Below are 21,978 nucleotides of genomic sequence, written 5' to 3'. Positions count from 1 at the left end.
GTCAGATCCCCAACTGCTGACGCTGGCGCTTCAAGTGCTCCGGCATCTCTTTGTAGACGTCTTCGAACATGGTCGCAGCGCTCGGAATCTGGCCGCCGGCGAGGGTGCCGTACTGTTCGGCCTGTTTCTGCGCTGCGATCACTTCGGCTTCGAGCTCGGCGCTGACGGCGGCGTGCTCTTCTTCCGACCAGTGGCCGACCTTGATCAGGTGCTGTTTCAGGCGGGCGATCGGGTCGCCCAGCGGGAAGTGGCTCCAGTCGTCGGCAGGACGGTATTTGGACGGATCGTCGGAGGTCGAGTGCGGGCCGGCGCGGTAGGTGACCCATTCGATCATGGTCGGGCCGAGGTTGCGGCGGGCGCGTTCGGCAGCCCAGGCGGAAGCGGCGTAGACCGCGTAGAAATCGTTGCCATCAACCCGCAGCGAGGCGATGCCGCAACCGACGCCGCGTCCGGCGAAGGTGGTGGCTTCACCACCGGCGATGGCCTGGAAGGTCGAGATCGCCCACTGGTTGTTGACCACGTTGAGGATCACCGGCGCACGGTAAACGTGGGCGAAGGTGAGGGCGGTGTGGAAGTCCGATTCCGCGGTGGCGCCATCGCCGATCCAGGCCGAGGCGATTTTGGTGTCGCCCTTGATCGCCGAGGCCATGCCCCAGCCCACGCCCTGAATGAACTGAGTAGCGAGGTTGCCGGAAATGGTGAAGAAACCCGCGTCCTTGACCGAGTACATGATCGGCAACTGACGGCCCTTGAGCGGATCGCGCTCGTTGGACAGCAGCTGGCAGATCAGGTCGACCAGCGGTACGTCGCGGGCCATCAGGATGCTTTGCTGGCGGTAGGTCGGGAAGCACATGTCGTCGATGTTCAAGGCCAGGGCCTGGGCGCTGCCGATGGCTTCTTCGCCAAGGCTCTGCATGTAGAACGACATTTTTTTCTGACGCTGGGCGACCACCATGCGGTTGTCGTAGATCCGGGTCTTGAGCATGGCACGCATGCCTTTGCGCAGGATATCGACCGGCACGTTTTCGGCCCATGGGCCGAGGGCGTTGCCCTGGTCGTCGAGCACGCGGATCAGGCCGCGGGCCAGGTCGGCGGTGTCGGCGGGTTCTACGTCGATGGAGGGTTTGCGCACCGTACCGGCATCGGTCAGATGCAGGTAGGAGAAATCGGTTTTGCAGCCTGGGCGGCCCGAGGGTTCAGGGACGTGCAGACGCAGCGGTTCATACGCTTGGGTCATGGCTTCTACGCTCGATCTTGTGAATTTCTTGTAGTGAGCTGGCAGTCATTCTTCGATAAAAGAAATCTTGTCCTACAACAATCATAGGCCCGGGCAAGAAGAATATTTCTCTCTGTTTCGTTGCGCTGGAGATCATTTGCAGATAGAAATTCTGCATAAACATAAAAAACAGGTGGTTTTGTCTCATGCGCAAACTGGACCGTACCGACATCGGCATTCTCAACAGCCTTCAAGAGAACGCGCGCATCACCAACGCCGACCTGGCCCGTTCGGTCAATCTGTCGCCGACGCCGTGCTTCAACCGGGTCAAGGCGATGGAAGAACTGGGACTGATCCGCGAGCAGGTGACCCTGCTGGATGCCGACCTGCTGGGGTTGCACGTCAACGTGTTCATCCACGTCAGTCTCGAGAAGCAGGTAGAGGAAGCGCTGCAGCATTTCGAGGAGGCCATTTCCGACCGCCCCGAAGTCATGGAGTGCTACCTGATGGCCGGCGACCCGGACTATCTGATCCGGGTGTTGGTGCCGACCATTCAGGCGCTCGAACGCTTCATGATGGACTTTCTGACCAAAGTCCCCGGCGTGGCGAACATCCGGTCAAGCTTTGCGCTCAAGCAGGTGCGCTACAAGACGGCGTTGCCGTTGCCAGCGAATGGCCTGATCCTCGGGAGCTGAGTGCTCAGCCCTGATCAGAGATCGGCATAGCCGTAATCCAGACTTGCCGTGTTCAAGGTCTGTTCGACCCTGAAAGGCTGCAGCCAGGGCGCAGGCTCGTTGTCCGGGCTGAACATCAGCGTTGAGCCGAGCATCCCGTGCGGTGCGTTCTCGGGAAACGCGATCACCGGTTCTGTCGGGTGGTTGCGTTTCCAGCGCTCCCAGAGATAGTCGAGATAGCAGTGATGCAGGAAGAATACAGGGTCGTTGGGGGAGGCCGCTTCTCTCATGTTGCCTCCAATCCAGGCATGGACACCGTTGTGCATTGTTTCCATGAGGTTTTCCCATCCGGCCGGTTCGGACCAATACGGCGTTCTGTTCAACACGGACTCGACGTCCTGCGCAGAGGGCAGCGGCGGGGCATCGGCTCCGAAGTTGCGCCGCAAGCCGGCGTCACCCGTCTCACCGTCCCAGACCTTTATGCCGAATAAACGACGCTGAAAGGCAAACGGCCCAATAGTGACCCGCTGGTTTTGCGCCGGGTCGCCATCTCTGCCCATGAAGTCGTCGGTAAAGGGGTCGTCCGCACCACTCATGCTCCAGTTCCAGTACGGCAGCGTGATGGTCGGGTTGTTTGCGGCGGCTTGCAGTTCCAGCTCGAACTGGCGAATCAGGATGCGGTGCCAAGGGAAAAACAAGGGGGTTCCATGAGGGTTGGGAAAGATCGGGTTGCCTCGCCCCATGGAATTCTTGTGGATTTGTACAAAGTCGTCGTAGCGACTTTGCTGGCCAGGGCGCAGAACGCTGGGACTCTGGTTTTTCAGTATCAGAATGGCATTTACGAAGGCGTGCTTCTGTTCCGGCGTCAGGTCGCGATGGTTACGGCGAATATCCATATTGCCAAATCTCCATGAGTTGATTACCCCATGAAGTCTGCCTGTCGGCCGAGATTACGCCCAGTTCATGGGATCCGACGTGACAGGTACGAATCCCCTTGATTTGAATTGCTTTACTGATCTTTTCTTACACGGAGTTGATCGGAATCTTCAGGTAGACAACGCCATTGCCTTCCGCGGGCGGTAAATTCCCCGCCCGCACATTCACCTGAATCGCCGGCAGCAACAACGTCGGCATGCCCAACCCTGCATCGCGCTTGGTGCGCATCTCGACAAACGCGGCTTCATCGACGCCGTCATGCACATGGATATTGCTTTTACGTTGTTCGCCAACGGTGGTCTGGCACTGCGAGTCGCGACCTTGCGGCGGGTAGTCGTGGCAGACGTAAAGCTTCACGCTGGCGGGGAAGGTCAGCAATTTGTGAATCGAGTTGAACAGTTGATGCGCGTTGCCGCCGGGAAAGTCGCAACGGGCGGTGCCGACGTCGGGCATGAACAGCGTGTCGCCGACCAGGATCTGTTCGCCGTCGATCAAATAGGCCATGTCCGCCGGGGTGTGACCGGGGACGTGCAGGGCGGTGGCCTTGAGATTGCCGATCCGGAACGACTCGTTCGGCGCGAACAGATGATCGAACTGCGAGCCGTCGACGCGAAATTCCGGTTCCAGGTTGAACAGCGCCTTGAACACGTTCTGCACTTTGCTGATCGACTCGCCAATCGCGATTTTCCCGCCCAGTTCTCGACGCAGATAGGGTGCGGCGGACAAATGATCGGCATGGGCGTGAGTTTCCAGCAGCCACTGCACTTGCAGGTTATGAGCCCGCACGAAGGCGATGATCTTGTCCGCCTGAGCCGTGCAGGTGCGGCCGGCGGCACCGTCGTAATCAAGCACCGGATCGACGATTGCGCACTGCCCGCCGCCGGCCTCGTAGACCACATAGCTGTAGGTCGAAGAGGCGGGGTCGAGGAAAGCTTCAATCAGCGCGGGCATGGACGCGGTCCTGTGCAGGAAGGTGAAAAGTCAGGTTGCAACACTTTATGTAAACACATAATGTCCGCAGCTTAAGTGACGTTGAAGGCATCCTGCAAATGCAATCCAGTCTGACCGAATGTGAAGTCGCCCAACTGCGCGCCTCGGCCTCCAAGGCCTGTTCGCTGCTCAAGGCATTGGCCAACGAAGATCGGCTGCTGATCCTGTGCCAGTTGACCCAGGGCGAGCGCAACGTCGGCGAGCTGGAGAAAATGACCGGCGTGCGTCAGCCGACCCTGTCCCAGCAACTGGGCATCCTGCGCGATGAAGGGCTGGTCGCGACCCGTCGTGAAGGCAAGTACATTTTTTACGGTCTCGCCAGTCACGAAGTGATCCAGGTGATGAAAACCCTTTCCGGACTCTACTGCGGAGCCGTGCTCAAAAGCTGGGCGCAATAGACCCGGCTATCCTTGCGTGCAGCCATAAGGAACAAACAATGAACGATCAACACTGGGGCCCATCCATCAGTGCGGACATCGTGGTCATCGGCGGTGGCACTGCCGGCATCGGTTTTGTCGCGAGTCTGCTCAAGCGCGATCCCGGCCTGAAAATCACGGTGATCGAGCCGAGCACCCTGCATTACTACCAGCCGGCGTGGACGCTGGTCGGCGGTGGCGCCTTTGATGCCAAAGACACCGCCCGACCGATGAACAAAGTGATGCCGCGTCAGGCCACCTGGATTCAGGCAGCCGTGACCGGCATCGACCCCAACCAGCGCCGTCTCACCCTCAACGATCAACGCACCGTCACCTATCAGAACCTGATCGTCTGCCCCGGCCTGCGCCTGGCGTGGGAGAAGATCGAAGGCTTGCAGGAAAGCCTCGGTCAGCACGGCGTCACTTCCAACTACAGCTATCAGCACGCGCAATACACCTGGGATCAGGTGCAGAAACTGCGCGGCGGCAAAGCCCTGTTCACCCAGCCGCCGATCCCGATCAAGTGCGCCGGCGCGCCGCAAAAGGCGTTGTATCTTTCCTGCGATCACTGGCTCAAGCGCAACGTGCTGAGCAAGGTTGACGTCGAGTTCAATCTGGCCGGTGCCGCGCTGTTCGGCGTCCCGACCTTCGTGCCGCCGCTGATGAAGTACATCGAAAAATACAACGCGCGGCTAGCGTTCAATTCCAATCTGGTGAAGGTCGATGGCCCGGCGAAAACCGCCTGGTTCGACGTCAAGGATGCGGACGGCAATGTCACCCGTCAGGCCAAGACCTTCGATTTGCTGCACGTCGTCCCGCCGCAGGTTTCACCGGATTTCATCGCACAAAGTCCGCTGGCCGACGCCGCCGGCTGGTGCGAGGTCGATCCGCACACGCTGCAACATCCGCGTTATCCCGAAGTGTTTGCCCTGGGTGATATCTGCGGCACCACCAATGCCAAAACCGCCGCAGCAGTGCGCAAACAGGTCGTGGTGGTAGCGGAAAACCTGCTCGCCTTGCGCAAGGAACTGGCGCTGCCGCTGAAGTACGACGGCTACGGTTCCTGCCCGCTGACGGTGGAGAAGGGCAAGGTGATTCTCGCCGAGTTCGGCTATGGCGGAAAACTGCTGCCGACCTTTCCCCTCGACCCAACCGTGCCGCGCCGTTCCGCGTGGTGGCTGAAGGCGACGCTGCTGCCGTGGTTCTACTGGAACGGCATGCTCAAGGGCCGCGAATGGCTGACAAGCCTGTCCAGGGTCGACTGAGAACACTCTATGTTGCTGGCAAGTCTGTTTGGCGTGGTGATGGGATTGATCCTCGGTCTGACCGGGGCCGGCGGCGGGATTCTCGCGGTGCCGGCGCTAGTGCTCGGGCTGGGCTGGACGATGACGCAGGCGGCGCCGGTGGCGTTGTTTGCCGTTGGCAGCGCAGCGGCGGTCGGTGCGATCGACGGTCTGCGCCATGGTCTGGTGCGTTATCGCGCGGCGCTGTTGATCGCGGCGCTCGGCGCGGTGTTTTCGCCGGTGGGCATCTACTTCGCTCATCAGTTGCCGGAAAAGGTTTTGATGATCCTGTTCAGCCTGCTGATGGTGATGGTGGCGTGGCGCATGCTGCGCCGTGAACGCCAGCAAGAAGGACCGAGCGACCATGGCCACGCCAGCTGGGGCCAGAAGAACTGCATGCTCAATGAACAGACGGGTCGTTTCGACTGGACCGCCAAATGCACCGCGACCCTCGCGGCGCTGGGCGCGGTCACCGGTGTGGTGTCCGGTTTGCTGGGGGTGGGTGGCGGGTTTTTGATCGTGCCGGCGTTCAAGCAACTGACCGATGTGCAGATGCGCGGCATCGTCGCCACGTCCTTGATGGTCATCAGCCTGATTTCCGCGATCGGAGTGATTGGCGCGTTCCATGCCGGAGTGCGCATCGATCATCTGGGCGCGTCGTTCATTGTCGCCAGCATCGTCGGCATGATTATCGGCCGCAAACTCTGCGCGCGAGTGCCGGCGAGGACGTTGCAGGTGGGGTTTGCCAGCGTATGTCTGGTGGTCGCCGCATACATGTTGCTGCGGGCGTGAGACAAGATCTGTGGCGAGGACCTGGCGCCCTCGCCACAGCGTTAGCGTTACAACACCAGATGCGGTAACCACAGCGACAGCGCCGGAACGTAGGTCACCAGCATCAGCACCAGGAACAGCACGGCGTAGAACGGCAGCAGCGCCTTCACCGTGCTTTCGATACTGACCTTGCCCACCGCCGAGCCCACGAACAGCACGGCTCCTACGGGCGGCGTTATCAGGCCGATACCGAGGTTGACCAGCATGATCATGCCGAACTGCACCGGGTCGACACCGATACCGAGAATCACCGGCATCAGGATCGGCGTGAGGATCAGGATCAGCGGCGCCATGTCCATCACGGTACCGAGCAACAGCAGCATGACGTTGATGCACATCAGGATCACGTAGCGGTTGTCGGACAGGGTCAGGAACAGCGTGGTGATCTTCGCCGGGATCTGCATCAGGGTCATGATGTAGCCGAAACTGGCGGCGAAGCCGATCAGGATCATTACGATGGAAATGGTGCGCACCGTGCGGTGCATCAGTTTCGGCAGTTCACTCCACTTGTAGTCGCGGTAGATGAACATGGTGACGAAAAACGCCCACAACACGGCGATGGCCGCCGACTCGGTGGCCGTGAAAATCCCCGAAAGAATGCCTCCGAGAATGATCACCATCGCCATCAGCCCCCACATCGCTTCACCGCAGATCTTCAGGGCTTCACGCAGCGGGATCACTTCGCCCTTGGGATAGTCGCGTTTACGCGCAAAAATCAGGCACAACACCATCAGGCACGCGCTCATCAGCAGGCCCGGCACGACGCCGGCCATGAATAGCGAGGCGATGGACACGGTGCCACCGGCGGCCAGCGAGTAGAGCACCGAGTTGTGACTCGGTGGAGTCAGCAGAGCCTGCACCGAACCACTGACGGTCACCGCTGTAGAGAATTCCCGGGGGTAGCCCTTGCGCTCCATTTCCGGGATCAGCACCGAACCTACCGACGCGGTATCGGCCACCGACGAGCCGGAAATCGCGCCGAAAAAGGTCGAGGCCATGATGTTGACCAACGACAGCCCGCCCCGCACGAACCCCACCAGGACCCCGGCGAACGCCACCAGCCGTCGCGACATGCCGCCCTCGGCCATGATTGCGCCGGCGAGCACGAAGAACGGAATCGCCAGCAGCGAGAATTTGTTCACCCCGCCCGCCACCTGGATCATCAAGGCCTGAAACGGGATGTCGATCCACCATGCGCCGATCAGCGCCGACAGCCCGAGCGCGTAGGCAACCGGCATGCCGATGAGGATCAGTGCGATAAAACTGCCCAGCAGAATCAATGCGTCCATCAGGCAGCCCCTTCGTTTTCTTCAACCAGGTCGAACCGCACCACGCGGCGATTGCTTTGATCGCCGAGCATGAGTTTTTCTAGCACGAAAATCAGCGTCAGCGCACCACCCACGGGGATCGGCATGTAGGTGATGCCGACCCGCAATGTCGGCAGGGCGCTCATGAACTGGTTCCACGTCGACAGGCAGAGCTTGGTGCCCCAGATGGTCATGAACAGGCAGATGGTGCCCATGAGCACTTGCGAAACGATGCTCATGGTGCGGCGCATCTTCGGTTGCAGGCGATCGGTGACCATCGCTACCGCCATGTGCGCGCCGGCGCGATAGCTGGCGGCGGCGCCGATGAAGGTGAAGACCATCATCAGCAGGATGGCGGTGGGCTCCGGCCAGCTTGAGCCGGTGCCGAGGACGTAACGGGCGAACACGCCCCAGGGAATGATCAGGGAAATGGTCAGCACCGACAGACCGGCGACCCAGATGCAGGCCATGTAGATCCGGTCATTGATGCGCAGCAGCAAATTCTTCATCGGGTTCCACCGTAACCGGGCAGGCGTGAGCGTCGAGCGACGCCAGCGCTGCCGGGCCTTGTATTGAGGGCAGGGAGGTTACTGAACGGCTTCGATGCGCTTGATCAGGTCGACGTAGGGCGCGCCGTATTTTTCGCGGATCGAAGCGGTGGCCTCGTAGAAGGGTTTCTTGTCGACGGTGATGAACTCGACGCCGGCGGCCTTGAGTTTCTCTTCACTGCTGGCCGACTTGGCATCCCACAAGGTGCGCTCCTGGGCCTGCGCAGCCTTGGCGGCTTTTTTCACCAGCGTCTGCTGATCGGGGCTGAGTTTTTCCCAGGTGATTTTCGACATCACGATGGGCTCGGGCAGGATCAGGTGCCCGGTCAAACTGTAGAACTTGGCGTTCTGGTAATGGTTGTGTTCGAGCAGGGTCGGCGGATTGTTTTCCGCGCCGTCGATGACGCCTGTCTGCAGGGCACTGAAGATTTCGCCGGTGTCCATGGCAATACCGTTGCCGCCCATGGCGTTGATGGTTTCGATGAACATCGGGTTGCCCTGCACGCGGATTTTCATGCCCTTGAGGTCTTCGAGGCTGCGCACCGGTTTCTTGGTGTAGATGTTGCGCGTGCCGCCATCCATCCACGCCAGCGCCACGAGGTTGAATTCGGAGTTAGTGATCTTGTCGAGGATTTCGTCACCGATTTCACCGTCGATGATCTTGCGCATGTGCGCCTGATCACGGAACACGAACGGCATGTTGAATACGTTCACGTCCGGCACCACCGGCCCGACGATCCCGAGGCTGACGCGGGCCATCTGGATGGCGCCGACCTGGGCCTGTTCGACCACTTCCTTTTCCGAGCCGAGTACACCGCCGGGGAACATCTTGAAGGTCAGCTTGCCGTCACTTTCGGCAACCAGGGTTTTGCCCAACTGTTCTTCAGCGACCACGGTCGGATAACCGGCGGGGTGGATGTCGGCGAATTTGATTTCCAGCGCCTGAGCGGCGCTGCCGAGGGTGAGCGCGAGGGGGAGAGCGGCGGCGAGCAACGTGCGTTTGAAGTCCATGAGGGGGTTCTCCAGTCTTGTTATTTTTTTGTTCAAGGCACAGCAATGCAGCAAGGACGGGTTACAGCAGATCGTCGAACATTGGCTCCGGCAGGCCTTTGACGCCGGGGTTGAGGGCGAACACACCGCCGGCAAGGGACTGCGGATCCTGGTCGTCGCCGGGGCGGATCGAGGTCACGAACAAGGTGTCCATCCGGCTGCCGCCGAAAGCGCACATGGTGGGTTTTTTCACCGGTACCGGCAGCGAGAGGTCGAGCCGACCGTCGGGGGTGAAGCGATGGATCAGGCCGACATCGTTGGCGCAGATCCAGTAACAGCCATCGGCATCCACGGCAGCACCGTCGGGGCGGCCGTAAAAATGGTTCATGTCCACGAACACCCGGCGGTTGGAGGGTGTGCCTGTCTCGGTGTCGTAATCGAAAGCCCAGATCAGTTGGACGTTCGGGTGCGAGTCCGACAGGTACATGGTTTTGCCGTCCGCGCTGAAGCCCAAACCGTTGGGCACGATGAAGCCATCAAGCTGTGCCTCGATCACGCCTGTTTGCCCGGCACCGTAACGATAGAGCCGGCCCTCGGGCAGATTCAGGCCCATGTTCAGCACCATGCTGCCGGCCCAGAACCGACCCTGGCGGTCGCAGCGGCCGTCGTTCAGACGCATGTCCTGGCGGTTGTGTTCCACGGTCGCGAGCAGGTCGCTGTCGAGGCTGCCATCGCCATTCGGTTGTAAATGAAAGAACCCGCTCTCCATCCCGGCAACCCAACCGCCCTTGCTGTGGCGGGCGATGCAGGCAAGCATTTCGGGAGTCTTCCAGGCATGAATGTGGCCAGTGTCGGCGCTCCAGCGCTGCAGGCCGCCGTTGGGGATATCGACCCAGTACAAGGCGTTTTCCTGTGGCACCCACACCGGACTTTCACCCACCGCGTTGCGGGCGTCGACGATCAATTCGGCTTGCATACTCATTCCCTTGGTGTGTTCTTTTGGCGACGGATCAAACGCAGCGATCAATCGCCGAACGGGCCGGCCGCAACGAAGGCGCCGCCCTGATAGATACGCGCCGGGTCATCGCTGTCGGGCATTGGCTGCGCCTCTACCTTCTCGCGAAACACTTCGGACGTATCTCTGGCCTCGAAACCGAGGTGGCTGGCGAAGCGGTTGTCCCACCACACGTCCTTGTTGGCGGACATGCCATAAACCACGGTGTGGCCGACGTTGGGGGTGTACAGCGAACGTTCGAGCAGTTGAGTGAGGTCGTCGAAGCTCAGCCAGGTGTGCATCATTCGGCGGTTCTGCGGTTCGGGAAACGACGAGCCGATGCGGATGCTGACAGTTTCGATGCCATATCGATCGAAGTAGAAACTGGCCATGTCTTCGCCATAGGACTTGGACAGACCGTAGTAGCCGTCGGGGCGACGAGCAGAGCTGGCGTCGAGGTGTTCGTTCTGTTTGTAGAAGCCGATGACATGGTTGGAGCTGGCGAAGATTACCCGCTTCACACCGTGTCGGCGTGCCGCTTCATAGATATGGAATACGCCGCAGATGTTGGCGCCGAGGATTTCTTCGAAGGGGCGCTCCACCGAGACACCGCCAAAGTGCAGGATTGCATCCATGCCTTCGACCAGTTGATGCACGGCGGTTTTGTCGGCGAGGTCGCAGAGCACGATTTCTTCGCGGTCATCGATGGCCGGGGCGAGCGCGGCGATGTCCGACAGGCGCAGCACATTGGCATAGGGGCGCAGACGTTCGCGCAAGACTTTGCCCAAGCCACCGGCGGCGCCGGTCAGCAGCAGGCGATTGAACGGAGTTGGGGTGGTGGGGGTGGACGTCATGGCAATCCCTTACACGTTGTTATTAGGTTTGTTGTAGGTTGTCGTATGACTGCGCTGAAGTATCGGTAGGGTTTCCGGAACTTGTCAACGCGACTTTCGGTGTAAGTGACGGAAGGCCGATTCACCTTCCGTTCACCCGATGCCGGGGTTTACAACAACGAAATCGGGTAACTGATGAAGATCCGGTTTTCATCGAATTCATTGGTGCTGAAGTCCCGGCGAATCGTCGCGTTGCGCCATCTGACGTTGAGGTTTTTCAACGGCCCGCTTTGCACGGTGTAGGCCAGCTCCGATTCACGACCCCATTCCTTGCCATCGGTGATTGTGCCGGTGTGCACGTTGTCACCGCTGATGTAGCGGTTCATCAGCGTCAGCCCGGAGACGCCGAGGACCACGAAGTTGTAGTCGTGGCGGATCTGCCAGGAACGCTCCTGCGCGTTGTCGTAACTGGCGTTGTAGCTGTCGTTGGCAAGGGTGCCGCCGCTGGTGCCGTTGACGCGCATCCAGGCATCGTCGCCACTGAGTTTTTGCAGGCCGATGTAGAACGTGTTTCCGCCGTACCGGGCCGAGAGCATGGCGAAAGCGGTTTTGTTGTCGAGGTCGCCGGCCTGGGCGCTGCCATCTTCCTTGCCGGTGAAGAAACCGAGGTTGGCGCCCAGCGTCCAGTCGCCCAGTGGCTGGCTGTGGCTGATGTTGAAGTACTGCTGTTGGTAGATGTCGCTGAGTTCGGCGTACCACAGACCGACAAGCGTGCGTTTGTCGTTGAAGGTGTATTCGCCGCCGCCGAAGTTGAAACGGTCGGAGGTGAATGCGCCTCGGCCGTTCATCGACATGTCTTCCATGCTGGCATCGTTGCGCGGGCTGTTGCCACGGAACTGGCCACCGTAAAGGGTCAAACCATTGATTTCGGTAGAGGTGATCTGGCCGCCGCGAAACGTCTGGGGCAGGGAGCGGCCATCATCCGAGCGCAGGATCGGCAACACCGGCATCCACTCGCCGACCTTCAATTCGGTCTTCGACACCTTGGCCTTGAGCGCCACGCCCAGGCGCCCGAAATTGTCCGCCGGGCGCCCGTCATCGTGGATCGGCAACAGCTGAGTACCGCCCGTGCCTTTGCCTCCATCGAGCTTTTGCGAGTACAGCCCCAGTACGTCCAGGCCAAAGCCGACAGTGCCCTGGGTGAAACCTGATTTGGCGTCGAGGATGAAGTTCTGCGTCCACTCTTCAGCCTTGCCCTGCGGGTAATTCGGGTTGACGAAGTTGCGATTGAAGTAGGCATTGCGCAGGTTCAGGGTGGCTTTGCTGTCTTCGATGAAGCCCTCGGCATCGGCGCTCATCGGCAAGACGAGAGCGAGACTGCTGCAGCCGATCAGGCCCAGGGTGGAACGCGGGCGGGAGGCAGAAAAACGGGACGTGCGGACGGAATTGCAGACGAGTGTGCTCACGGTAACGCTCCCTGTTTCATTTCTTGTTTTTATTAGTTGTTATACGTCGTCGTACAACATGGTTGCGGATAGTTGCGATGTTTTCCGCAAAAGTCAACAGCCAGTTTTGCGATCACATTTCGTGAGCTGGCAGCCCTTTCAGATGCTATGAAGAGGGCTGCTTTCGGCGGTTTTACCGGTTATAGAGCGCCTCGGTGTTGTCGATCAGCGGGTTTTTCTCGGTCAGGACGATCTGGGCAATCTTGTCCTTGCGCATGAATGTCACCTTCGGATGAGATTGCGCATAACGGATAAAACGCTCCATGGCCTCGACCATCGCCGGGGTGCCGCCGATGCGGTCGTGCAGACTCACCGACATCATCCGCCGCTTGCTCGCGCCTTCGGCGTAGAGGCGATCGAATTCCAGCACCAGTTGCTGGTAGAACTGCTCCGCGGAGAAGTGTCGGCCCTCGACCAGCACGATGTCGTTGTTGCGCAGGGTGTACGGCACCACGGCGAATTTTCGCCCGCGAACCATGGTCACGAACGGCTCATCGCGGCTGACGTCGTCGATGTGGTAGGTGAAATTCAGATCCTGCAGCACCTTCAACGTATTGGGACTGCGCCGCAGCCAGTTGGCGTTGTAGCCGACCGAGCGCTGGCCGGTGATTTTCTCCACCGCTGCGACGCCGTCGCCTATGAACTGCTTTTCCTGGGCGTAATTCATGTTGTACGAATCGGCCCAGCGCATGCCGTGGGCCGCCAGTTCATGGCCGCGCTCGGCAATCGCCTTGGCCAGTTCCGGGTGCTTGAGCGCCGCTTCGCCGACCACGTGGGAGGTGACTTTGATGCCAGTGCGATCCCACAGATCGAGCATGCGCCACAGGCCTTCCTTGTAGCCGTAATCGAACCAGGTCTGCGCCGGCAGGTCCGGATAACCTTTTGCCAGCGGTGTGCCGGAGAACGGGCTTTCAGCGCCCTCGGGCTGGCCGCCGGTTTCGAATTGCATCGACACCGAAATCACCAGTTGCGAGCCGTCCGGCCACGGGCGTTCCTGGGCGAAGGCGAGGGCGGGCAGCAACAGTGCGGCGGCCAGCAGGTTTTTCAGCAGACGCGGGGAGCGTTGCCAACGGGGAGTGGTCATATCGGGCACCTTGCAGGTTGAGAAGTGCTGCAAGGTTGGCATTCGCCAGGCCCGGGAAAAATCCGCTGCGGGCGAGATGACTTTTAAACAAAATTTACGAATCCACCCCAAACCCGTGTGAGCAAGCCTCCACAGGGATATGTGTTTGGCTGCCGTTTTGCGGCACACTCAAGCCATCACCGTACAAGGCCGATCAATGAACCAATACGCCCCGCGCAACTGGCAGCCGCACGAGAAGCCCAGTCTGCCCGGTTCCCCTTCGACACCGTTGCACTCCAACCCCAAGCGCCTGGCCTATGCGCTGGTCGGGTTGCTGGTGGCGTTGACCGGCGGGTTGGGCAATTCACTGGTGGTCGCCAACCTGCCTTACCTGCAAGGCGCGCTCGGGGCGACCACGGCGGAGATGGCCTGGCTGCCGGCGGCGTATGTGATGACCAACGTGTCGATGAACCTGCTGCTGGTGAAGTTTCGCCAGCAGTTCGGCCTACGCGCGTTCACCGAGGTGTTTCTGGTGCTGTATGCGCTGGTGACCTTTGGCCATCTGTTCGTCAATGACCTGAATTCGGCGATCGCCGTGCGTGCGGCCCACGGCATGGTCGGCGCGGCGTTGAGTTCGCTGGGCCTGTATTACATGGTGCAGGCGTTCCCGGCCAAATGGCGGATGAAGGCGTTGGTACTGGGGCTCGGCACTTCGCAACTGGCCTTGCCGCTGGCGCGACTGTTTTCCGAAGACCTGTTGCAGATCGCCGAATGGCGCGGCCTGTACCTGTTCGAATTGGGCATGGCACTGCTGTCGCTGGGCTGCGTCTTGATGCTCAAACTGCCGCCGGGTGACCGGTTCAAGACCTTCGAACCTCTCGATTTTCTCACCTTTGCGATCCTTGCCAGTGGCGTGGCCCTGCTGTGCGCCGTGTTGTCCCTGGGCCGGATCGACTGGTGGCTGGAGGCCGACTGGATCGGCATCGCCCTGGCCGCGTCGATTGTCCTGATTCTCGCGGGGCTGGCCATCGAACATAACCGCAGCAACCCGATGCTGATGACCCGCTGGCTCGGTAGCGGGGTGATGATCCGTCTGGCGCTGGCGGTGATCCTGATTCGCATGGTGACCTCGGAGCAATCCACCGGCGCCGTCGGCTTCATGCAAAACCTGAACATGAGCAGCCAGCAGCTTCATAGCTTGTACGTGGTGATGCTGATCGGCAGCGTCGCCGGGCTGCTGACCAGTGCGCTGACCATCGACCCGAAACACCTGCTGATGCCGCTGATCATCTCGCTGGCGTTGATGGCCACCGGCTCGATCATGGACAGCTCATCGAACAACCTGACCCGCCCCGGCAACCTGTATTTCAGCCAGTTTCTGCTGGCGTTCGGCAGTACATTTTTTCTCGGCCCGACCATGGTGCTGGGCACGCGCAACGTGCTGACCAACCCGCGCAACCTCGTGAGTTTTTCGGTGTTGTTCGGGATCTGCAATAACCTCGGCGGCCTGATCGGCGCGGCGTTGCTGGGGACTTTCCAGATCGTGCGCGAGAAATTTCATTCCAGCCACATCGTCGAGCAACTGGTGATGTCTGATCCGCGCGTCGCCGCCCGGGTGCAGAGCGGCGGATCGGCGGTCGGCTCCGTGATTGCCGACCCGAGTCTGCGCAATCTGCAGGGCATTCGCAGCCTGGCCAACGCTGCCACGCGCGAAGCCAACGTACTGGCCTATAACGATGTGTTCATGCTGATCGCAGTGATCGCGATCCTGACCATGATCTGGATTTCCATCCGTGCGCTGTGGCTGATCAGCACCACCAAAGCCGTCGCCCCGACACCTTCCGTACCTTCCAGCGGTGCCACTTCTTCATGACCGAACCAACTACCACGACCACCAATGCCATCGCCGCCACCCCTGAAGGCGTGGCGCCGCCGTCATCACCGAACACCGAGCCGCGCTCGTTGCGGGTGCGGATCATCTCGTCGCTGGGCTTCGCCGCGATTGCCATCGTCGGCGTGCTCATCGTGCTTTACGCCTGGCAGTTGCCGCCGTTCAGCAGCGCGGTCGAGACCACTGAAAACGCATTGGTGCGCGGGCAGGTGACGATCATCGGCCCGCAGCTCAGCGGTTATGTGTTTGAAGTGCCGGTGCAGGATTTCCAGTTTGTGAAGGAGGGCGATTTGCTGGTGCGTCTCGATGACCGCATCTATCAGCAACGTCTCGACCAGTCGTTGGCACAACTGGCGGTGCAAAAGGCCTCGCTGGCCAACGTGGTGCAGCAGCGCAACAGCGCCGAAGCCACGATCAAGCTGCGGCAGGCGGTGGTAGCGGACAGCGAAGCGCAGTTACGCAAAAGCGAGGCGGATCTGCGACGCAACAAGGCGCTGGTCAACGACGGTTCCGTGTCCAAGCGCGAGATGGATGTGGCTTTGGCTGCCAATGCACAGAGCATCGCGGCGGTGGCGCAGGCCAAGGCCAATCTGGAAATCGCCCGGCAGGATCTGCAAACGGTGATCGTCAATCGCGGCTCGCTGGAAGCGGCCGTGGCCAGCGCCGATGCCGCGGTGCAACTGGCTCGGATCGATTTGTCCAATACCCGGATCATCGCCCCGCGTGACGGTCAGCTCGGGCAGATCGGCGTGCGTCTCGGCGCTTACGTCAACTCCGGAGCGCAGTTGATGGCGCTGGTGCCGAACCAGAAATGGGTGATCGCCAACCTCAAGGAAACCCAGATGGACAATGTGCGCGTCGGGCAACCGGCGAGCTTCACCGTCGATGGCTTGAACCACCGCAAATTCACCGGCCACGTGCAGCACATCTCGCCGGGCACCGGTTCCGAATTCGCGTTGTTGCAGGCCGACAACGCCACCGGCAACTTCGTGAAAATCGCCCAGCGGGTACCGGTGCGCATCACCATCGATCCGGATCAGCAGGAGAGCGAGCGCTTGCGGCCGGGGATGTCGGTGGTGGTCAGCATTGATACGGCGGCAGGTGACACCCAGAAACACTGACCTCAGGCGGCGATCATCGGCGGCAAGGTGCCGAGCACCGAAACCGCCGCCACGGCGCCGATCCCCAGCAGCCATTCGAGCATGACGCTGCGCTTGAGGGTGTCGATCCGCTGTTCGCAATCGTTGATCCGCAGGCGATTGAACAGCGCCAGTGCAAGCATGCCGAACACCAGCAGCGCCTTGATCAACAGGATCAGGGCGAACCCCGAGAACAGCGGCGTCGGCCACCATTGGCCGGTGAGCACGCGCACGTTGATCAGCCCGGTGATCAGCAGGCCGGCGACCAGCCCGTAGCCGAGACCGCTGAACCGCTGCAGCACTTCACGCACCTTTTCGCCGGACTGGCGCAGGATCAAAACCAGCATCAGCAGCCCACCAAGCCACGCTCCGACGCAAGTCAGGTGAATCACCTGATTGAGGATCAGCATCTGCCCGCTGAAGCCATCGAGCATCGCCCCGTGTCCGACCGGCGCCAGCGTCATCAGCAGCAGCGCGCTCAGGCCCAACCGCAATGGCCGGTTCGAACGCCACGGCGTAAACAGCAACGCCAGCAACAGCGCATTGATCAATAGATGCCAGCGCCAGACCTGACCGAAAAACGTATGACCGAGGACCAGCTCTACGGTGGCCGGATCAAACGCGGCAGCCGCCGAACCGGCCATGCTTGCGGTAATCAACAACGCCCAGATGACGCCGCTGGCCAGGGCAATCGCCGCCAGCCAGCGAGCCAGTCGCGCGAGGTGCCGATCCAGCGCCGGCGCTTCACCCTTGAGTAGCAGGGGCCGGAACAGCCAGGCCCCGAACAGCATCAACACCACGATGAAATGCAGGAACCGGCACAGCACCAGCGCTTCACTCATGAATTACTGGCCAACCTTGAACTGATAGGCGCCTTCACTTTTGTGCGTATCGACCGACACCGCGTGCCATTCGACCTTGTACTCGCCAGCGGTCAGCGGTGCTTCGGGGGTAACGATCAGGGTTTTCTTGTCGCCTTCGGTGGTCAACGGTTTGACCGCCACCGGCTTGCCGTCATGGGTCACGGTGACTTTGGTGAAGCTGGCTTCGACGCCTTCGGAAAACACCAGGCGCAAATCCGCCGGCGCGGCAACGGTGCTGTCGGCAGCCGGGGTCTGGCTTTTCAGATGGGCGTGGGCGACCGCCTGGGAAGTGACGACCAGCGAAGCCAGCAGCGCGCCAGCGGTGAACAGTTTTTTCATCGACATGGAAAGATTCCTTTCAGTGAAATGGCGGGCTGAGTATAGAACGTGGATCACAGGGCTTTCAGGCGCATGTGAATGACCGGGAAGGGCCGGCCTTCGCCGTCGAGTGCCGAGCGGCCGATGTCCTCGAATCCGTAGTGCCGATAGAAGCCGTGGGCCTGCGGGTTCTGTTCGTTGACGTCGACCTTCAGCAACGGGCGGCGGACGTGGTCGAGCAAGCGTCGGCCGATGCCCTGGCCACGAAACGCCGGGTCGATGAACAGCATCTGCACGGTGTCGTCGTCGGTGGCGATGAAGCCTGCCGGGGAGTGATCGGGGTTCTCGAAAACCTGCACGTCCAGCGCGGGCAGGTAGGTGTCACGCACCAGCGGGAACAGCCGGTGGATGTCGTCTTCCGGGAGGAAATCGTGAGTCGCGCGGACCGAGCGCTCCCACAGTGCGGCGAGCTGCGGATCATCCGCAGCGATGCGCTTTCGAATGGTCATGGACAGATCCTTCAGTGTCTGACGGGGAGAAGGAGGGCGATCCTAAACCAGAAAAAAGCCCAAGTGTGTGAAGAATCGTTCTCGGCTGTCGCCCCTTGCCCAGAGCGGATGCTAGTCTTCAACAACGTTGTCTTCAGGGAGCCCTCATGGGCAATCACAAGATCGAAATTCGCCGCACTAACGTCGACAAGATCCTGCTGGCGGCGGAAAAAGTCTTCGCCGAAAAAGGTTTCGGCGGCACCGCCATGGCGGACATCGCGGCTGAAGTGCAGCTGCCGCGATCCAACCTGCATTACTACTTTTCGACCAAGAGCGAGCTGTACAGCGCGGTGCTGTTCGACCTGCTGGAAGTGTGGAAGCAGGACGCGCTGTGCTTCGAGATGTTCGACGATCCGCGCGTGGTGCTCAGCAGCTACATCCGCGCCAAGATGAACCACTCGCGCAGCCGGCCCTATGGCTCGAAAGTCTGGGCCAACGAAATCATCCATGGCGCCCCGACCCTCGGCGAAGCGCTGGATGTGAGCCTGTACGACTGGGCGAAGATGAAAGAGGCGAAGATCCGGCAGTGGGTGGAGGACAAGCGGATTCTGCCGGTGGAACCGTCGAGTTTGTTGTACATGATCTGGGCGTCGACCCAGCACTATGCGGACTTTGATCATCAGGTGAATATTTTGAATGAGCACCAGCCGCTGTCGGACATGCAGTTCGAGCGGGCGGTGCAGACGGTGACGAGTGTGATTTTGCGGGGGATAGGCTTGGAACCGTAACTGATCGTTCCCACGCTCCGCGTGGGAATGCCTCAAGGGACGCTCCGCGTTCCAGTGGGACGCAGAGCGTCCCGGGCTGCATTCCCACGCGGACGGTTCGACGCCTCGACGTGGGAACGATCATTCAAGGGCTGACGTGATACGGATTCCTCGGATCATGATTCCAGTCCAGAAACGGCTTGCCCGTTTCCATCGGCACCATCTCGATGCAATCCGCCACCGGACAGGTGATCTGACACAGATTGCACCCTACACACTCGTCATCGATCACTTCATATTTATGCGTGCCATCGGCCTGTTTCAGGCTGCTGATCGCCTGGTGTGACGTGTCTTCGCAGGCAATGTGGCAACGCCCGCAACCGATGCATGCCTCCTGGTCGATCTTTGCGATCACCTGATAGTTGATGTCCAGGTACTTCCAATCGGTCGTATTGCCCACCGCACGCCCGGAGAACTCGGCGATGCTGGCGTAACCCTGACTGTCCATCCACCGCGACAAACCATCCTTCATCTCATCGACAATCCGGAAACCATGCAGCATCGCCGCCGTGCAGACCTGCACCGCGCCGCTGCCCAAGGCGATGAACTCCGCCGCATCGCGCCAACTGCCAATGCCGCCAATACCGCAGATCGGCAGGCCTTGGGTCTGCGGATCACGAGCGATTTCCGCGACCATGTTCAGCGCGATCGGCTTGACCGCCGAGCCGCAATAACCGCCATGGGTGCTTTTGCTGCCGACGGTGGGCAGGGCGACCATGTGTTCGAGGTCGACGCTGGTGATCGAGTTGATGGTGTTGATCAGCGACACCGCATCGGCGCCGCCCCGGTGTGCGGCGCGGGCGGCGACGCGGATGTCGGTGATGTTCGGCGTCAGTTTGACGATCACCGGCAGCGAGCAATAGGTCTTGCACCAGCGCGTGACCTGCTCGACGTATTCCGGCACCTGACCAACCGCCGCGCCCATTCCGCGTTCGGGCATGCCGTGGGGGCAGCCGAAATTCAGCTCGATGCCGTCAGCGCCGGTGGCTTCCACCAGCGGCAGGATGTGTTTCCACGACTCTTCGACGCACGGCACCATCAGCGACACGATCAGCGCGCGGTCCGGCCAGTCCTTCTTCACCTGGGTGATTTCCCGCAGGTTGATTTCCAGCGAGCGGTCGGTGATCAGTTCGATGTTGTTGATGCCCAGCACTTCGCGGTTGTTGCCGTAATGCGCCGAGTAGCGCGAGGACACGTTGACCGCCGCCGGGTCTTCACCCAGGGTTTTCCAGACCACGCCGCCCCAGCCGGCCTCGAAGGCGCGCACCACGTTGTAGGCCTTGTCGGTCGGCGGCGCGGAGGCCAGCCAGAACGGATTGGGAGCTTTGATACCGGCGAAGACAATCGAGAGATCGGCCATTTACGCAGCCTCCACGTTGAGCATCAGTTGAGCATTGATCGCCTCGGCGGCGCGCTTGCCGTGTTGCACCGCTTGCACGGTCAGGTCCTGATCGAGGCTGGTGCAGTCACCGCCGGCATACACGCCGGGGATGCTGGTGCGCAGGTTTTCATCGACCTGGATCCGTTCGCCCTGACGCTTCAGCTCGCGGGCCAGCGGGTCGGCGAGGGCACTGCCGTCGAAGGCCTGGCCGATGGCTTTGAAGATCGCATCGGCGGCCAACTCGAAAGTCTCGCCCGTGGTTTGCAGGCAACCATCCACCAGATGCGTGCGGGCGAAGCGCATGCCGCGCACTTTGCCTTGAGCGTCGAGCAGCACCTCCTCCGGTTGCGCCCAGGTCAGCAGCCGCACCTGATTGGCCTTGGCGATGTCTTGTTCATGGCCGGTTGCGCCCATGTCCGCCGCGCCACGGCGATAGACCAGATTGACGTCGCGCGCACCGAGGCGGGCCATTTGCACGGCCATGTCGATAGCGGTGTTGCCGGCGCCGAGGACGATGCAATGTTCGGCCAGCGGCAGTTGCGACAGGTCATCGGCCTGGCGCAGTTCGCGGATGTAGTCGGTGGCGGCGAGCAGGCCGGGCGCGTCTTCGTGGGGCAGGCCGAGTTGCTTGCTGGCGTTCAGGCCGAGGCCGAGGAACACCGCGTCGAACTGTTGGTGCAGCTCGCTCAAGGTCAGGTTGTCGCCGAGTTTCTGCCCGTGACGGATTTCGATGCCGCCGATTTGCAGGAGGAAATCCAGTTCCTTCTGTGCGTAGTCGTCGACCAGTTTGTACTTGGCGATCCCGTATTCGTTGAGCCCGCCAGCCTTCTCCCGCGCTTCGAAAATCACCACGTCGTGACCGTGCATGGCGCTGCGATGGGCACAGGACAAACCCGCCGGGCCGGCCCCGACCACCGCGATGCGTTTACCGGTGGCGGCGGCGCGCTGGAATGGGTGCTCGGTGAAGTGCGCGTTGTCCACGGCGTAGCGTTGCAGCAGGCCGATCAGCACCGGTGCGCATTCGTGGGCGTTGTTGCGCACGCAGGCTTGCTGGCAGAGGATTTCGGTCGGACAGACTCGAGCGCAACTGCCACCGAGGATGTTCGCCGAGAGGATTTTCTGCGCCGCGCCGGGCACGTTGTCCTGATGGATATTGCGGATGAACGACGGAATGTCGATCTCGCTCGGGCACGCATTCACGCACGGCGCGTCGTAGCAATACAGGCAGCGCGAGGCTTCCAGATGCGCCTGACGGTCGTTGAGCGGCGGCGCCAGATCGGCGAAATGGCCGGCGAGGGCGGCCGCACTTTCGTGCGGGTGCGGGAGATGGTTCAGGGTCTCGATCACGGTTTTTTGCCTCACGGTTATTTGAGGTTTTCTGCCTCTGTCGGGCAGTGGTTTTTTGATCGTTCCCACGTCGAGGCGTCGAACCGTCCGCGTGGGAATGCCTCAAGGGACGCTCCGCGTCCAGTGACGCGGAGCGTC

General features: G+C 61.0%; 22 protein-coding genes. 7 read left to right on the top strand and 15 right to left on the bottom strand.

Going from position 1 to position 21,978, the window contains the following annotated elements; all coding sequences use genetic code 11:
- Position 1 precedes the first annotated feature (1 nt).
- Positions 2–1,237 (bottom strand): 3-methyl-2-oxobutanoate dehydrogenase (2-methylpropanoyl-transferring) subunit alpha, encoded by a 1,236-nt coding sequence (locus tag LOY31_RS17810; RefSeq protein ID WP_258711960.1) that lies wholly within the window; start codon positions 1,235–1,237, stop codon positions 2–4.
- A gap of 185 nt (positions 1,238–1,422) precedes the next feature.
- On the opposite strand from LOY31_RS17810, the gene bkdR reads away from it, so the two are divergent.
- On the top strand, positions 1,423–1,911 hold the full coding sequence (gene bkdR / locus LOY31_RS17805; RefSeq protein ID WP_085602691.1) for a Bkd operon transcriptional regulator BkdR: 489 nt from the start codon (positions 1,423–1,425) through the stop codon (positions 1,909–1,911).
- A 14-nt stretch (positions 1,912–1,925) separates the two neighbouring features.
- Here the strand turns inward: bkdR and LOY31_RS17800 are convergent, their stop codons facing one another.
- Entirely contained in the window at positions 1,926–2,786 is an 861-nt protein-coding gene (locus LOY31_RS17800) for a tyrosinase family protein (protein ID WP_258711959.1), read from the bottom strand.
- A gap of 127 nt (positions 2,787–2,913) precedes the next feature.
- Positions 2,914–3,777: an MBL fold metallo-hydrolase gene (locus tag LOY31_RS17795; protein ID WP_258711958.1), complete on the bottom strand. Its 864-nt coding sequence runs from the start codon at positions 3,775–3,777 to the stop codon at positions 2,914–2,916.
- A 98-nt stretch (positions 3,778–3,875) separates the two neighbouring features.
- On the opposite strand from LOY31_RS17795, the gene LOY31_RS17790 reads away from it, so the two are divergent.
- From LOY31_RS17790 to LOY31_RS17780, 3 genes are read left to right on the top strand one after another with little or no spacing between them, the layout of a single operon-like run.
- A complete protein-coding gene (locus tag LOY31_RS17790; RefSeq protein ID WP_007952897.1) occupies positions 3,876–4,214 on the top strand; it encodes a helix-turn-helix transcriptional regulator in 339 nt (112 codons plus the stop codon).
- Positions 4,215–4,252: 38 nt separating this feature from the next.
- Entirely contained in the window at positions 4,253–5,497 is a 1,245-nt protein-coding gene (locus tag LOY31_RS17785) for an FAD/NAD(P)-binding oxidoreductase (protein WP_258711957.1), read from the top strand.
- Between the two features lie 9 nt (positions 5,498–5,506).
- A complete protein-coding gene (locus LOY31_RS17780) occupies positions 5,507–6,307 on the top strand; it encodes a sulfite exporter TauE/SafE family protein (protein WP_011334825.1) in 801 nt (266 codons plus the stop codon).
- A 47-nt stretch (positions 6,308–6,354) separates the two neighbouring features.
- Here the strand turns inward: LOY31_RS17780 and LOY31_RS17775 are convergent, their stop codons facing one another.
- From LOY31_RS17775 to LOY31_RS17745, 7 genes are all read right to left on the bottom strand, one after another.
- Positions 6,355–7,635 (bottom strand): TRAP transporter large permease, encoded by a 1,281-nt coding sequence (locus LOY31_RS17775; protein ID WP_085602701.1) that lies wholly within the window; start codon positions 7,633–7,635, stop codon positions 6,355–6,357.
- Positions 7,635–8,162 carry a TRAP transporter small permease gene (locus LOY31_RS17770; protein ID WP_258711956.1) on the bottom strand — a complete coding sequence of 176 codons (528 nt, stop codon included), beginning with the start codon at positions 8,160–8,162 and terminating at the stop codon, positions 7,635–7,637. Before LOY31_RS17770 ends, LOY31_RS17775 begins: the two co-directional genes overlap by 1 nt.
- A 78-nt stretch (positions 8,163–8,240) precedes the next feature.
- Positions 8,241–9,212, bottom strand: coding sequence for a TRAP transporter substrate-binding protein (locus LOY31_RS17765; protein WP_085602705.1), 972 nt, complete (start codon positions 9,210–9,212; stop codon positions 8,241–8,243).
- 61 nt (positions 9,213–9,273) lie between these two features.
- Positions 9,274–10,167 carry an SMP-30/gluconolactonase/LRE family protein gene (locus tag LOY31_RS17760; RefSeq protein ID WP_258711955.1) on the bottom strand — a complete coding sequence of 298 codons (894 nt, stop codon included), beginning with the start codon at positions 10,165–10,167 and terminating at the stop codon, positions 9,274–9,276.
- Between the two features lie 47 nt (positions 10,168–10,214).
- On the bottom strand, positions 10,215–11,039 hold the full coding sequence (locus LOY31_RS17755; protein WP_258711954.1) for an NAD(P)-dependent oxidoreductase: 825 nt from the start codon (positions 11,037–11,039) through the stop codon (positions 10,215–10,217).
- A gap of 149 nt (positions 11,040–11,188) precedes the next feature.
- A complete protein-coding gene (locus LOY31_RS17750) occupies positions 11,189–12,484 on the bottom strand; it encodes an OprD family porin (RefSeq protein ID WP_258711953.1) in 1,296 nt (431 codons plus the stop codon).
- 172 nt (positions 12,485–12,656) lie between these two features.
- Positions 12,657–13,607 (bottom strand): polysaccharide deacetylase family protein, encoded by a 951-nt coding sequence (locus LOY31_RS17745; protein ID WP_258711952.1) that lies wholly within the window; start codon positions 13,605–13,607, stop codon positions 12,657–12,659.
- Between the two features lie 196 nt (positions 13,608–13,803).
- On the opposite strand from LOY31_RS17745, the gene LOY31_RS17740 reads away from it, so the two are divergent.
- Both LOY31_RS17740 and LOY31_RS17735 read left to right on the top strand, forming a co-directional pair.
- Positions 13,804–15,459 (top strand): MFS transporter, encoded by a 1,656-nt coding sequence (locus LOY31_RS17740; protein ID WP_258711951.1) that lies wholly within the window; start codon positions 13,804–13,806, stop codon positions 15,457–15,459.
- Positions 15,456–16,598 carry an HlyD family secretion protein gene (locus LOY31_RS17735; RefSeq protein ID WP_007952890.1) on the top strand — a complete coding sequence of 381 codons (1,143 nt, stop codon included), beginning with the start codon at positions 15,456–15,458 and terminating at the stop codon, positions 16,596–16,598. Before LOY31_RS17740 ends, LOY31_RS17735 begins: the two co-directional genes overlap by 4 nt.
- A 2-nt stretch (positions 16,599–16,600) precedes the next feature.
- Here LOY31_RS17735 and copD read toward each other — a convergent pair whose 3' ends face one another.
- Genes copD through LOY31_RS17720 form a run of 3 tightly spaced genes read right to left on the bottom strand, consistent with a single transcriptional unit; the run spans position 16,601 to position 18,306 of the window.
- Positions 16,601–17,458 carry a copper homeostasis membrane protein CopD gene (copD, locus tag LOY31_RS17730; RefSeq protein WP_085602718.1) on the bottom strand — a complete coding sequence of 286 codons (858 nt, stop codon included), beginning with the start codon at positions 17,456–17,458 and terminating at the stop codon, positions 16,601–16,603.
- A gap of 3 nt (positions 17,459–17,461) precedes the next feature.
- A complete protein-coding gene (copC, locus tag LOY31_RS17725; RefSeq protein ID WP_258711950.1) occupies positions 17,462–17,824 on the bottom strand; it encodes a copper homeostasis periplasmic binding protein CopC in 363 nt (120 codons plus the stop codon).
- Positions 17,825–17,871: 47 nt separating this feature from the next.
- Complete coding sequence (locus LOY31_RS17720; protein ID WP_085602722.1) at positions 17,872–18,306, bottom strand: GNAT family N-acetyltransferase; 435 nt, start codon at positions 18,304–18,306, stop codon at positions 17,872–17,874.
- 146 nt (positions 18,307–18,452) lie between these two features.
- Between LOY31_RS17720 and LOY31_RS17715 the strand changes: the two genes are divergently transcribed.
- Positions 18,453–19,073 (top strand): TetR/AcrR family transcriptional regulator, encoded by a 621-nt coding sequence (locus LOY31_RS17715; RefSeq protein WP_007952885.1) that lies wholly within the window; start codon positions 18,453–18,455, stop codon positions 19,071–19,073.
- A gap of 124 nt (positions 19,074–19,197) precedes the next feature.
- Here the strand turns inward: LOY31_RS17715 and preA are convergent, their stop codons facing one another.
- Together preA and LOY31_RS17705 are read right to left on the bottom strand one after the other, a co-directional pair.
- Positions 19,198–20,472, bottom strand: a complete 1,275-nt coding sequence (gene preA, locus LOY31_RS17710) for an NAD-dependent dihydropyrimidine dehydrogenase subunit PreA (RefSeq protein WP_085648339.1) — start codon at positions 20,470–20,472, stop codon at positions 19,198–19,200.
- Positions 20,473–21,840, bottom strand: a complete 1,368-nt coding sequence (locus LOY31_RS17705) for an NAD(P)-dependent oxidoreductase (protein WP_258711949.1) — start codon at positions 21,838–21,840, stop codon at positions 20,473–20,475.
- Positions 21,841–21,978: the final 138 nt, after the last annotated feature.

The organism is Pseudomonas sp. B21-021, from assembly GCF_024749205.1.
Taxonomy (GTDB): domain Bacteria; phylum Pseudomonadota; class Gammaproteobacteria; order Pseudomonadales; family Pseudomonadaceae; genus Aquipseudomonas; species Aquipseudomonas paraglycinae.
Note: the sequence above shows the minus strand (reverse complement) of the source record. Positions and strands in the feature narration are given on the sequence as shown.